Genomic DNA, 12,966 nt, shown 5'->3' with positions numbered 1-12,966 from the left:
CAATGTGCCGACCGCTAGGCATCTGTAAGCTAGCGAATGCCGCGAATCCGTACGGCACCGATCAGCGCAGCGATGCTGACCAGGGACACCGCCAGGATGTAGTAGCCCGGGGACACCGCCTGACCGGTCGCGGCCACCAGAGCGGCCGCGATGGTCGGAGTGAATCCACCGAAGATCGCCGTGGTGACGTTGTATCCGAACGACAGGCCGGTGGCCCTCGAATGGACCGGGAACGCGTCGGACATCACCGACGGCAGCGCACCGAAGTACAGCGCCTTCAGCAATCCGAGCACGGTCATGACGAGCGCGAGGGTGAGGAACGACGGCACCGCAATGAGCCACATGAAGAGCGGGACGACGCTGACGCCGATCGCGATCGCCGACGGCAACATGATCTTGATGCGTCCCACCTTGTCGGACAGCTGGCCGACGAACGGTGTCACCACCGTCAGGATGACGCCGGTGATCATCAATGCTACGAACGACAGCGAATTGTTCAGTCCCAGTTGCTTGATACCGAAGGTCGGCAGGTACTGCAGAATGAAGTTCAGCGCGGTGGACACCACCAGCACACCGCCGGCGATGAGAATCCCGCCCCACTGATTCCGAAACAGATCGCGCACAGGCGATTTCGGGGTGTCCGACGCGGCGACGACGGCCGGTGATTCGTCGACGTGACGTCGGATGAACCATCCCACCGGGCCCACCATGAGCCCGAAGACGAACGGCACTCGCCAACCCCAGTCGACCATGCTGGCCTCGGACAACACCGCGGTCAATCCGGCGGTGAACGAGGCCGCCATCAGCGTAGCCAGTCCCTGGCTGGCGAACTGGAAGCTGCCGAAGAATCCGCGGCGCTTGCCGTTCTGTTCGACGAGAAAGGATGTGGCCGCGCCAAATTCGCCACCGGCCGCGAAGCCCTGAATCAGGCGCGCGACGATGATACCGATCGGAGCGAGGATGCCGATGTCGTCGTAATTGGGCATGAAGGCGATCAACGCGGTGCCGAGCACCATCAGGCGAATGCTCATCACCAGAGCCTTCTTTCGCCCTTTCCGGTCTGCGTAGGAGCCGAGGATCAGTCCGCCGAGGGGGCGAATCAGATACGAGACCCCGAAGACCGCGAACGTCTGCACCAGTTGCACGCCGGGGTCAGCCGAGGGAAAGAAGTTCTGCCCGATGTAGATGGCAAACAACGCGTAGATGGCGATGTCGAACCATTCGAGAGCGTTCCCGATGGTCGCGGCCGCGATGGCCCGGACCGGATTCTTCACGGACACAACGGCTTCACCCGCGCCGTCACGATCGGGAGTTCGATGAACGTGTGCAGTGGACATGTCGGATTCTCCGGTGGTGTTCAGGAGCGCGAGGCGCTGGCGGATTCGAGCGGTGCGTCGCGGTCGTCGTCTGTACCCGCACCGAGGTCGAAGAACAGGCCCGTGGCCATGGCGAGTCCCTCGCGCGCAACGGATGCGAGCATGTGTTCGTCGGGTGCATGTTGACGGCATCCCGGGTAGGAGTGCGGCATCCAGACCGTCGGAATTCCGAGAGTGTCGGTGAATACGTGATTGGGCAGTGACCCACCGATGTTGGGCAGCACGGTGACCGGGGACCCGACGGTGCGCTCGACCGACTGGGCGACCGTGCGAACCCAGGGGTCGTTCGGGTCCGTTCGGCTCGCAGGAAACGAGATGCCGAGTTCGACGGCGACCATCGAGTACCCGTGCGCGTCGAGGTGTCGTCGTAACCGCGCGCCGAGATCGTCGAGGTCGGTCCCGACGACGTACCGCAGCTGCAACCGCGCTCGCGCCTGGCCCGGAATCGCATTGACCGGTTCGACGATGTTGCCGGCGCTCATGGCGATCACTTCGAGAGTGTTCCACCCGAAAACCCGCTCTGCAGGCGACAATTCGGTGGCCGACCAGCCGGAGTCGACCACCGGATCGCCCGGGGTGCGTCCGACCTCGATAGCTCTGAGCGCATCGACGACGGACTCGGGAATGCGCTCGGGCACCAAGCCGTCGAGCTGGATACGGCCGTGACCGTCGACGAGCGTCCCGATGGCACCGGCCAGGGTGGTCGCGGGGTTGCGGAGCAGTCCACCCCAGTTGCCCGAGTGGTAGCCGCGCTCACGTAGGTCGACGACGAGGTCGAAGTCCACGCCCCCACGGGCACCGAGAAACAGTGTGGGCGTCTGGGCGTCGAGGCGTGGTCCGTCCGAGGCGATCAGCACGTCGGCAGCGAGTTCGCCTCGGTGATCCGACACGAATTGTTCGAGTCCGGGTGAGCCGATCTCCTCACCGGTCTCGAACAACAGCGTCAGGTTGAATCCCAACGATCCGCGGGCGTCGAGAACCGTCCGCAGTGCCGCGAGGTTCACCAGATGCTGACCCTTGTTGTCGGCCGTTCCGCGCCCGTAGAGCCGGCCGTCTCGCTCGACGAGAGTCCACGGCGACAATCCGTCCGACCAGTCCTCGGCCATGCCCAGAACCACGTCGGCGTGGCCGTAACAGAGCACGGTCGGCAGTTCGGGGGCCTCGTGACGGGTGGCGATCAGGAAGGGACCACCCTCCTCGACCGGGTTGGAATAGGTCTCGACCGCACACCCGAGCGCCTCGAGCCTCGACACGAGCAGATCCTGGAGATATGCCGACAACGCAACTCGACCAGCCGTCGACTGACTTTCCGAGGGGACCGACACGAGCTCGGAGAGTTCACGATGGAACGCACCCGAATCGTAGAAGTCCTTGGCCTGTGCGATCACATGCTCGCGGTTCATCGAATCTCCCTCGCCGTCGGCCTGGTGTTCGCCTGACAGTAGCGAGCCCGATACCGTCTACACCATTGCCGATTGACGCTCCCTGCGTTGCTTTCACGGCAACGCTGAGGCCGGGCAGAGGTTCGATGACAATCACGTGTCACCGCCGTGACAGTGCTGTGAAAGAAGGGGTGATTTCGTTGCATCTGATGCCCTCCGCGCTGACGTACTTCTGCGAAGTAGCGAGAACGGGGTCGGTCACCGAGGCGGCCGCAACACAACATCTGGCCGCGTCGGCGGTCAGCAGACAGATCGCCAAGCTCGAACGTGACATCGGCGTGCCGCTCTTCGCGCGACATGCCCGGGGAATGACACTCACCGAAGCGGGCCATCGCCTCCTCGCCCACGCGCGCAGACACGAAGTGGAATCGTCGACTCTCATCGCCGAAATACGCAGCGTCGACGCCACCGAACACGGCAGCGTCACCGTCGCCTGCACCGAAGGTTTCTCGCAGTCCGTCGTCCCACGGGCCATGGCGTCGGTCCATCGGACTCACCCGTCGGTCACCTTCACTTTGGACGTGGTGGGACCGGACGAGGCCAGCCGACGGGTGGTCGACGCCCGCGCGGACGTCGCGGTCACCTTCTCGCTCGGTCGACGCACCGACGTGACGGTCGAACATTCCGTCACCGTGCCCATCTGCGCCGTCGTCGCGCTCGGTCACCCGCTCAGCGACCGAGCCAGCGTCGATCTGGCTGACATCTGCGCCTATCCCCTCGCGCTGTCGACCACCGGCTCGAGTCAACGCGAATTGTTCGACGCCGGAATCCGTCTGGAGGGACTCTCACCCCACGTCGGTCTGCAATGCGAGCGGCTGGCGCCGATACTGGAGTTCGCTCGCTCGAGCGACGGCGTCGCACTCGTCAGCGACCTGGGTGGTGACCGCAAATCGGGCCTGACGTACATCCCCCTCGTGCATCCGGTGTTCGCTCAGCGCCGGGCCGAAATTCACACGATGCGCGGTAGGCCGCCGTCGGCCCGAATCGTGGCTCTGATCGACGCGTTGACCGACATTCTCGAGGCCGCGGGATAGTGGCGGGACCTCGAACTGGCCTATCCTCGAGGTAACCGAATCGAGTGAGGGATCGCAGTGCGAAGAGCGTCCGGACAGTTGGAGGAGTCGATCCTCGATTTGCTCGGCGAGCACACGGAACTCTCGGTGGCCCAGGCCCGCGAGCATCTGGGCTCGGATCTCGCGCACACCACCGTCATGACCGCATTGGTGCGCTTGCACGGCAAGGGGCTGGTCGATCGCGAGCGTCGAGGACGGTCGTACGTCTACACCCTCAACGCCCCGGTCGACGAGATCCCGGCGCTTCGGGCCGCGATGCGAATGCGCACCGAGCTCGGCACACGAGCCGAGCGCGCCGACGTACTGGCCAGCTTCGTGGCCGCACTCGACCCTGAGGACGAGGCGACGCTGCGAGAGTTGCTCGCCAAATCGGACGCAGCCGAGCACCATCGATGACTCTGCTCCTGATCGTCGCCGTATTGCCGTGGGCGCTGTCGCTGCTCCTTGGATTCGGAGCCGACCGCATCGACCGTCGTCTCAACCCCTCGACCGCCGTGGTGCTGCTGCCCATTCTGTCTGTGGTCACGGCGTTCTCGGCGCTCGCGTCCCTGACTGCGCTCGCCGCGGTCTTCCTGGCGACGAGTCGGGCCGTGTGGGTGACACTGGGAATCGTGATCTGCGCGTGGATGATCTGGCGGTCGGTCGAAGTGGCCCGCCATATTCGACGCGTCGTCGCCAGTACGTCCATCGCATCCGAATTCGGTGACGAGGCGCGGGCGACGGGCGGCATCGTCGTGGTCGACTCCGACGTTCCTGACGCTTTTGCCGTCCCCTCCGGCGGAGGTGCCGTCGTGATCACTACCGGCCTCGCGGAAGCGTTGTCGGACAACGAATTACGAGCAGTGATCGAGCACGAGCGCGCCCATCTGCGGCACCGTCACAGCGTGTGGATCCAGATGTGCGAAATCGCGGCCCGCGTCGATCCGGTTCTCGAACCGTTGACCGCGAAGGTACGGCACGCGGCGGAGCGTCAGGCAGACGAGAGTGCGGCAAGGCTGGGACGGCGAGAGACGTTGTCTGCCATCGCCAGAACCTCTTTGCTCCGGAATCAGCTCGACCGTGGAACTCGCACCCTCGCCAGTACCGGTGGCGACGTCGTGCGGCGGGTCCAAGCCCTCGGTGAACCACCGCAGCATCGCCCCGACCGTGGAATCCTGGCCGCCGGCGTGGTCCTCGTCCTCGCCTTCGCCGTCATCTCGGTGGCATTGTTCGACGTCGTCCAAGATGTGGTGGCACCCGAAACCGGGGAAGCTGCCACTTCGATCTTCCGCTGATCTCGGTCAGATACCGGCAACGCCCGCCAGTTGGCCGATCGCATAGGTGACGGCCATCGCGATCGCACCACCGATCACGATGCGAGTCATCGCCGGCCGACCCGGCGCACCGCCGAGACGCGCGCTGATGCTTCCGGTCAAGGCCAAAGCCAGCAGCACCACGACGAACGTCACCGGAACGCGCAGCGACGGCGGCAGCAACAGAATGGACAGCAACGGCAGCAGGGCACCGCTGACGAACGACACCGCAGACGAGCCGGCCGCCTGCCACGGATTGGTCAGCGCATCCGGGTCGATGCCCAACTCGATGTCCACGTGGGCGGCAAACGGATCGTGCTCGGTGAGTTCGCGAGCGACGGTCTGTGCCGTGTCGGCCGACAGGCCCTTGGCCTCGTACAGTGCCGCGAGCTCGGCCAATTCCTGCTCGGGTTGCTCGTCGAGTTCTCGGCGTTCCTTGATCAGCAGAGAACGCTCGGCGTCACGTTGCGTGCTCACCGAGACGTACTCCCCCAGCGCCATGGACACCGCTCCGGCGACGAGCCCCGCGACACCAGCGGTGAGCAGCGACCCTCTGTCCGTGGTGGCGGCCGCGACGCCGACGACCAGGCCGGCGGTGGAGACGATGCCATCGTTGGCACCCAACACCCCGGCCCGCAGCCAGTTCAGCCGACCGGACAGATCACCGTGCGGTTCGTGCTCGTGCAGGCTCGGCTCGGGCTCACTCATCGACGGCCGTTGCCGATACGTCGTCCCACGCGGCGCGAGCGCCGGACTCTCCGATTCTGTACACCTGGACGATTGTGGTCGCTCCGATCACTACTGCCAAGACCACGACGACAATCGACTGCCACCGCACGGGCGCGTTACCGCGACGCTCACGCAGATGCAGGAACACGAGCAGCGCAGCGACGATCACCAAGCCGACGGAGAAGTAGATCATCCAGTCACCGATCTCGGTGTGCTGCTCCACCGCCGCGGTCTCGGGTACGCGCTTCTCGAGCCACTCGCCTGCCTCGGTGGTCAGCGGAGTCAGCGCCAGCGTGAACACCGCCAGGGCTGCGATGAGCCACACCAGCCTGCTGCGCACACCGGTCCAGATACTGGCCGCAATGGCGAGCAGCGCGGTCAACGGTGCCAGCACCACGATGAAGTGAACGAGCAGAATATGGGCCGGAAGGCCGTTGAAGGTGGACATGCGTTCTCCCGCTGGATTCGAAGTCGCGTGCACCTCACGCACCGTAGATACTACACATCGTGTAGTACATAGGTGGTCGGGTTTCGCCACGCCGAGTCCGGTTCTGCGACGCCTGCCGTCAGGATCTGCTCGAATCGCCGACCGAGCTCCATCACGGTGTTCTGGTCGAACAATGCTGTGGAATAGACGATATCGACCGTAGTCTCGATAGCCTTCCCTTCGTCGTCCCGCCGTTCGGTGACGTGAAAGTGGAGATCGCACTTGGCGATGTCGATCGGCTGCGGCGTGATCTCGACGTGCACGTCCCCCATGTCGAGGGTCGCGGAGGTGAAGACATCCAACGACAGCGCAACCTGAAAGATGGGATGCCGCGCTTCCGACGACTCCGCAGCGACGGCAGTCACGACATCTTCGAACGGCACCGTCGCATGGTCGAAGGCCCGCAGTTCGCTGGCCCGGGCCGCCTTCACGACGTCTTCGACGGTTGTCGCCGCTGCGATCTCGGTCCGGATGGCAACGGTGGTGGTGAACGTTCCGACGACCTGCTCGAGGTTCGGGTCGTCGCAACCGGCAACCGGGGTTCCGATGACCAGATCAGTGGACGCTGTCATCTCGGCGAGCAGAATCAACAGCGCTGCGCGCAGCACGGTGAATCGTCCTGTCACGCAGCGTTGTGCGAGACCGGACATTCTCTGCGTGGCGTGTGCATCGAACCGTAGCGTTGTGCGTGCGCCGGAGAAATCCCAGTCCTGTGCTCGCGGCCGGTCCAGTGGCAAGTCCCTCGACCTGGGTATGTCCGCCAGCTCTGCGCGCCAGAAGTCCAGATCGGCCGATACGTCTCGTGTGCAGGCCCAGACGCTGTAATCGGCGTAGTACAAGGGTAATTCGGGCCACGACGGCGTGGTGCCGGTCATCCTGGCGTGATACGCGACGACGAAATCCGACGCCAACAGCCCCAGTGACCACCCGTCCGCGGCGATGTGGTGAATGGCGCACGCAAGCACGTGGCGATCGGGCGCTACTGCGAACAGGCGCGCTCGGATCGGAACCTCGGTGCGCACGTCGAAGGCTTGCTCGAGGATCTGCGTCACCGCGGCATCGTCGAAGTGGTGGACAACGAGATTCGGTGCGACGCCGGCAGAATCCGGTTCGACCACTTGCACCGGGACCCCGTCGACATCCGGGTAGCGCGTACGCAGCGTGCTGTGTCGATCGATCAGGTCGGTCAAGGCCTGCGCGGCTGCTACTGCGTGGAACTCCCCGGAAATCGTGACCGTGAACGGCAGGTTGTACAGCGGAAGCCGTGCGCTTCGATCGATGTGGCGTTGCTGCGGCGCGAGCGGAATTGCGACTACCCCCTCCGAAATTCCGCATTCGGGCCGCGAATTGTCCTGCCGCTCAACCAGACGACGCTCATCGATACATGCAGCCAACGCCTGGACGGACGGCGCACCGGCGAGGTCTCGCACACCGATGTCCGCCGATGTCTCGGCCCGCACCGACGCAACGACTCTGGTCGCCGCCAGCGAGTCGCCTCCGAGGTCGAAGAACGACGCGGTGCAATCGACACCGTCCCTGCCGAGCACGCGCGCGAACGCGGCCGCCACGATTTCCTCGGTGGCACCGGACGGTTCGCTTCGAGCACCGGTCGTCGACGTGGTGAGGTCCGGCGCGGGAAGTGCACCGCGATCGACCTTCCGATTGATGGTCAACGGAATCTCGTCGAGAACCGACAGGGTCGACGGCACCATGTGGGTAGGCAGTCTCTGTGCGAGATCCCGACGAATGGCCTCGGTGTCGAGCACGTGCCCGGCGCGCGCGGCCACGACGTACCCGTCGATACGCAGATCACCAGTGTCGCTGCGACGCAACGCAGACGATGCCGATACGACCTCCGGATGCGCCCGTAGCGCTGCGTCGACCTCACCCAGTTCGACGCGATTTCCCCGAATCTTGATCTGATCGTCGATGCGGCCGAGGAACTCCAGCGTGCCATCTTCGCGCCGGCGCGCCCGGTCTCCGCTACGAAACATCCGAATCCCATTGCTACTGAACGGGTTCGCGACGAACCGCGCCGATGTGTCCACGGTGCGACCGAGATATCCCCGCGCGATACCGGACGTCTCGATGTAGATCTCACCGACCGCACCCGATGGAACCGGCCGTAGGGTGCGATCGAGGAGGTGAATCACCGCACCCACCATGGCTCGTCCGATTCCGTCGGTGCTGCCCGGACGCAGCGGCGCCGTCATCGTCACACTGCAGGTCGTCTCGGTGGGGCCGTAGGCGTTGAGCAGTCGCCGACCCGTCGACCAGCGGTCGACCGTATCCTGCGGGGCTGCCTCACCGCCGATGATGATCGTCCCGACACCCACCAGCGCTGCGGGCTCCATCGTCGCCAGAACCGAGGGCGTGATCAAGAGATGGGTAATAGCCTGTTGGGCAATCACATCGGACAGTTCCGAGCCACCGTAACTACTTGTCGGTGCGATCACCACTGCCGCGCCTGCACTCGCTGCGGCCAGCATTTCGACTAGGGCGGTGTCGAATCCGGGTGAGGCGAGATGACAGACCCGCGACCTGGCGTCGAGGTCGTAGCTGCGTCGGATCTGTTGCACCAGAGCGGAGATTCCATCGTGGGTGACGACGACACCCTTGGGTGTACCGGTGGATCCCGAGGTGTAGATGACGTAGGCCGCCTGGTGCGGTGCGGTCGACGCCGTCCTATCGTTCGAGCTTCCCTTTGCGACAACGTTCTCGATGTTCAGCCACTCGATCGCGCCCGATTCGTTGCCGGCCGTGCACAGACCCAACACTGCTGCGCTGTCGTGCACGACGAACTGCGCCCGCTCGCGGGGGTGATTCGGGTCGACAGGAACGTACACCGCGCCCACTCGCGCGATTGCCCAGAACGCGACGACTCCCTCCACCGACCGGCCGATGCGCACGGCCACCCGGTCCTCGATGCCGATTCCTCGGGCAGTCAGAACAGATGCGAGGGCAGCAACTCTCGTGGCCAACTCTGCGTAGGTGACCGACACATGCGCATCGTGAATCGCAATTCGATTGCTGCAGTTCATGATTGCCTCGGTCAACGTCTCGTTCAGAGAACCGTGCTCGGTCACGGCCGCGCCGACCGAAGCGGACGCCACATCACGCTCGTCGGGGAGGAACAGGTCGAGGTCGGCCACTGCCGTGTCGCCGTAGCCGGATGCGGCGAAACGGTCGAGGAAGTGCAGGAACCGTTCGTGGTGGCGAGCGAGGTCGCTCGGGGTGTACGCGGCAGGGTTGGCCTCGAAGTCGATGCGCGGACGAGCTCCGCCTCGACCGGGATAGATGTTGACCGCAAGGTCCGGCACCGGACCCGTGGCCAGAATGTTGATCTCGCCGTCGACATCGCCGAGGGACACCGTGTTCGCGAACATCATCACGTTGATCGTCGGCCCGAAACGGCCGGCGCGCAGTGCACGTCCACTCTCCGACGCCGGGGGCCTGCTGCGTTGATGTCGCAGCACGGCTGCGATGGCGACCTCGGTCGATTTGACCACGCTGTTCACTGTCGCCGACCCGATGCCCGGCAGCCGCAACGGAACCACATTCGACAACGACCATCCGGCTCGGCGCAGAAGTGCTGTGGGCCGTGCAGATACGGGCAAGGACAGATCGACGTCGTCGGTGTCGTTCATGCGCGCGAGATAGGCGGCGAATGCTGCGATGACCACCGTCGACGTGGGTTGACCGCAGTCGGCCCGAGAAATGGTTCGATCTTCGCCCACGACGATGGGCACGAATGCAGGCGTGGCGGCCGGGCTTAGGGGCGCGGTGTACCCCATCTCGGTGGATTCCCAGTACTCCCGATCCCGCCGTGCGCGAGTGGATGCGTGATAGCGCTCGTCCTCGGCGAGAAGTGCCGCGGGAGTCGTCGGCTCGATCAGCGGTGGCTCCACTCCGTCCTGTACTGCGGCATATAGAGCCGCCGCCCGCTCGAGAACCTTCATCGAGGCATAGCCGTCGAGCGCGATGTGGTGGGCTCTGGTGTACCAGAACACGCGATCGTCCCCGACGCGGAGGACACGCAACCGTACGAGCTGACCGTCCGTCGACAGCGGTGTTCGACAATCGTCGTTCATCCACTGTCGGGCCGCGTCTGCCGGAGAGTCGTGCTCACGGAAGTCGAGGATCTGCACTGCGTCGGTCTCCGCCGCCTCGAACCGCTGCGTCGGGAGGCCGTCGATCTCGACGATGCGCATCGTCGACGACGAGTACTCTCGATGCGCCGCGCTTCCGCTGTTAACCAGGGTATCCAGGTCCACAGCACCGACGAGATCGACGTAGTACGCGATGGCGAAGGGCGCGTCCGGCATGAATTGCTGAGCCATCCAGATATCGGCCTGCGCCGAAGTCAGAGGCAAGGCGTCGAACATTGTGGTCCCCCCACGGCGGTTCCAGCTACTACATGATCTGTAGTAACAATGTACGCCGCTGCCAGAGTCGAACACTGGCGAGATCTCGACAGCCGTGCTGGCCTGGGGTGTCGTATGGTCGGTGCGTGCCGCCGAACAACCACTATCACCACCTGATGTTCGGCCCTGCCGCGATTGCGCGGCAGCAGGTCGACGGCAGTTACACCGCCTACGGCTCACAGACCGAGCGACCCGACGACGGCCCGATGCCACTCGACGATCGCGAGAAGGCGATGATCCGCGCCCTGGATCAGTTCCAGATCGCCACCGTCACCGAGTCCGGGTGGCCCTACATCCAGTACCGCAGTGGACCGAAGGGATTTCTCCAGGTTCTCGACAACCACACTCTGGGTTTCGCCGATTTCGCCGGCAACCATCAGTACGTGACGGCGGCCAATCTCGATCACGACGATCGCGTCGCGATCTTCCTCGTGAATTACCCTCTGCGGCAACGACTCAAGCTCTACGGACGGGCACGTACGATCGAGGCCGCGGACGATCCCGAACTACTGGAGCGACTCAAAAAGATCGGTGACCTGACCGTCGCGGCCACCTGCGAACGCAGCGTCGTCATCCACGTCGAGGCATTCGACTGGAACTGCACGCGCAGCATCATCCCGCGCTACGACGCGGCGTACCTCGCGGACCTGTCCGAGGTATACCAGCGCAAAGCTGCCGAACGGGAAACCGAACTACTGCAGCGTATTTCGGAGCTGGAAGATCAGCTCAGGCAGTCTTCGACGCATAGAACCGGCCCAGATACTCCGTCTTGAACTCGGTGAATCGCTGCTGCTCGATCGAAGCGCGGATGTCGTCGACCAGCTTGACCGTGAATCGCTCGTTGTGAATCGTGCACAGCGTCGAGGCAAGCATCTCCTTCGCCTTGAACAGGTGATGGATGTAGGCCTTGGTGTAGTGCGCGCAGGTGTAGCAGTCGCAGTTCTCGTCGATCGGGGTGAAATCGCGCCGATGCTTCGCGGTGTTGATGTTGAAGCGGCCCGTGGGCACATAGATCGCCGCATTGCGCGCCACCCGTGAGGGATTGACGCAGTCGAAGGTGTCGGCACCGTTCTCGATTGCGACGAAGAAGTCGTCCGGCTCGCTGATCCCGAGCATGTGGCGCGGCTTGTGTTCGGGCAGTTCCTCGTTCACCCACCGAGTGATGGTGCCCAGGTTCTGCTTCTCGAGTGCGCCGCCGATTCCGTAGCCGTCGAAGCCGCGGCCGGTCTCACCGGTGATCGTCTCGAGGTCGTGCGCGGCCTTGCGTCGCAGGTCCTCGTACTGCGCTCCCTGGACCACTCCGAACAGCGCCTGGTACGGCTTGTCGGCACGCTCGACGGTGAGGCGTTCGTGTTCGAGGACGCATCGCTTCGCCCATGCCTGGGTGCGGTCGACCGACTTCTCCTGATACCCGCGGGTATTCATCAGCGTGGTCAGCTCGTCGAACGCGAACATGATGTCGGCTCCGAGCCGATGCTGAATCTGCATCGACACCTCGGGAGTGAATCGATGCTTCGAGCCGTCGAGATGGGACTTGAATGTGACTCCGTCGTCGTCGACGTGGGCCAATCGTTCCTTGCCCTCGGCGATGACGTCGTCGGACTCCACCCGTGAGGCATCCATCGAGATGACCTTCTTGAACCCGACACCGAGGGACATCACCTGGAAGCCGCCGCTGTCGGTGAACGTGGGCCCGTCCCAGTTCATGAATTTGCCCAGGCCGCCTGCCTCGTCGACGATGTCCGAGCCCGGCTGCAGGTACAGGTGATACGCGTTGGCGAGTACCGCCTGTGCGCCGAGTTCCTTCATCGCCTCCGGCAGCACCGCTTTGACGGTCGCCTTCGTCCCCACCGCAATGAACGCGGGGGTGGCGATATCGCCGTGCGGGGTGTGGATGGTGCCGGTGCGTCCGAGCTCACCGTCGAGCCGGGTGCCGATATCGAAGCCGAAATTGGAAGAACTCACCGCGTCAGTATGCGGCTTCGCCGCTTGTGAGTGGAAATTCGTAGCCCACTACGTGTTCAGTCTGGGGACATATGAGACACGAGATGTCCACGGACATGTGACACACGGGCTGTGATGATGCTGCGGGGCACTGTGACCGGCTATGGAGTAATCCATGGCCAGATCGGATGCCCGGATG

At 64.3% G+C, this 12,966-nt stretch carries 10 protein-coding genes; 4 read left to right on the top strand and 6 right to left on the bottom strand.

The window, feature by feature from the left end; all coding sequences use genetic code 11:
• Nucleotides 1-29: 29 nt before the first annotated feature.
• Together J1M81_RS22805 and J1M81_RS22800 are read right to left on the bottom strand one after the other, a co-directional pair.
• Nucleotides 30-1,337 carry an MFS transporter gene (locus J1M81_RS22805; RefSeq protein ID WP_045841462.1) on the bottom strand — a complete coding sequence of 436 codons (1,308 nt, stop codon included), beginning with the start codon at nt 1,335-1,337 and terminating at the stop codon, nt 30-32.
• Between the two features lie 20 nt (nt 1,338-1,357).
• Nucleotides 1,358-2,779 carry a M20 family metallopeptidase gene (locus J1M81_RS22800; protein ID WP_032399317.1) on the bottom strand — a complete coding sequence of 474 codons (1,422 nt, stop codon included), beginning with the start codon at nt 2,777-2,779 and terminating at the stop codon, nt 1,358-1,360.
• A 125-nt stretch (nt 2,780-2,904) separates the two neighbouring features.
• Here J1M81_RS22800 and J1M81_RS22795 point away from each other — a divergent pair, with 125 nt between their 5' ends.
• Genes J1M81_RS22795 through J1M81_RS22785 form a run of 3 tightly spaced genes read left to right on the top strand, consistent with a single transcriptional unit; the run spans nt 2,905 to nt 5,165 of the window.
• Entirely contained in the window at nt 2,905-3,852 is a 948-nt protein-coding gene (locus J1M81_RS22795; RefSeq protein ID WP_206498901.1) for a LysR family transcriptional regulator, read from the top strand.
• 57 nt (nt 3,853-3,909) lie between these two features.
• On the top strand, nt 3,910-4,287 hold the full coding sequence (locus J1M81_RS22790) for a BlaI/MecI/CopY family transcriptional regulator (RefSeq protein WP_032367790.1): 378 nt from the start codon (nt 3,910-3,912) through the stop codon (nt 4,285-4,287).
• Entirely contained in the window at nt 4,284-5,165 is an 882-nt protein-coding gene (locus J1M81_RS22785; protein WP_032399318.1) for a M56 family metallopeptidase, read from the top strand. Before J1M81_RS22790 ends, J1M81_RS22785 begins: the two co-directional genes overlap by 4 nt.
• A 6-nt stretch (nt 5,166-5,171) precedes the next feature.
• Here the strand turns inward: J1M81_RS22785 and J1M81_RS22780 are convergent, their stop codons facing one another.
• From J1M81_RS22780 to J1M81_RS22770, 3 genes are read right to left on the bottom strand one after another with little or no spacing between them, the layout of a single operon-like run.
• Nucleotides 5,172-5,891: a VIT family protein gene (locus J1M81_RS22780; protein ID WP_032373937.1), complete on the bottom strand. Its 720-nt coding sequence runs from the start codon at nt 5,889-5,891 to the stop codon at nt 5,172-5,174.
• Nucleotides 5,884-6,360 (bottom strand): DUF2231 domain-containing protein, encoded by a 477-nt coding sequence (locus J1M81_RS22775; protein ID WP_032392836.1) that lies wholly within the window; start codon nt 6,358-6,360, stop codon nt 5,884-5,886. The genes J1M81_RS22780 and J1M81_RS22775 overlap by 8 nt, the downstream gene beginning before the upstream one ends.
• A 50-nt stretch (nt 6,361-6,410) precedes the next feature.
• Entirely contained in the window at nt 6,411-10,772 is a 4,362-nt protein-coding gene (locus J1M81_RS22770; RefSeq protein WP_230593348.1) for a non-ribosomal peptide synthetase, read from the bottom strand.
• A 167-nt stretch (nt 10,773-10,939) separates the two neighbouring features.
• Between J1M81_RS22770 and J1M81_RS22765 the strand changes: the two genes are divergently transcribed.
• Complete coding sequence (locus tag J1M81_RS22765) at nt 10,940-11,596, top strand: pyridoxamine 5'-phosphate oxidase family protein (RefSeq protein WP_052061290.1); 657 nt, start codon at nt 10,940-10,942, stop codon at nt 11,594-11,596.
• On the opposite strand, the gene tgt is transcribed toward J1M81_RS22765, so the two are convergent.
• The gene (gene tgt, locus J1M81_RS22760) at nt 11,550-12,788 is read right to left on the bottom strand and encodes a tRNA guanosine(34) transglycosylase Tgt (protein ID WP_032399321.1); all 1,239 of its coding nucleotides are present in this window, start codon (nt 12,786-12,788) and stop codon (nt 11,550-11,552) included. The genes J1M81_RS22765 and tgt overlap by 47 nt on opposite strands.
• Nucleotides 12,789-12,966: the final 178 nt, after the last annotated feature.

It is taken from the genome of Rhodococcus sp. KRD175 (assembly GCF_017168275.1).
Taxonomy (GTDB): domain Bacteria; phylum Actinomycetota; class Actinomycetes; order Mycobacteriales; family Mycobacteriaceae; genus Rhodococcoides; species Rhodococcoides fascians.
This window is presented reverse-complemented; position numbering and strand designations above follow the sequence as displayed.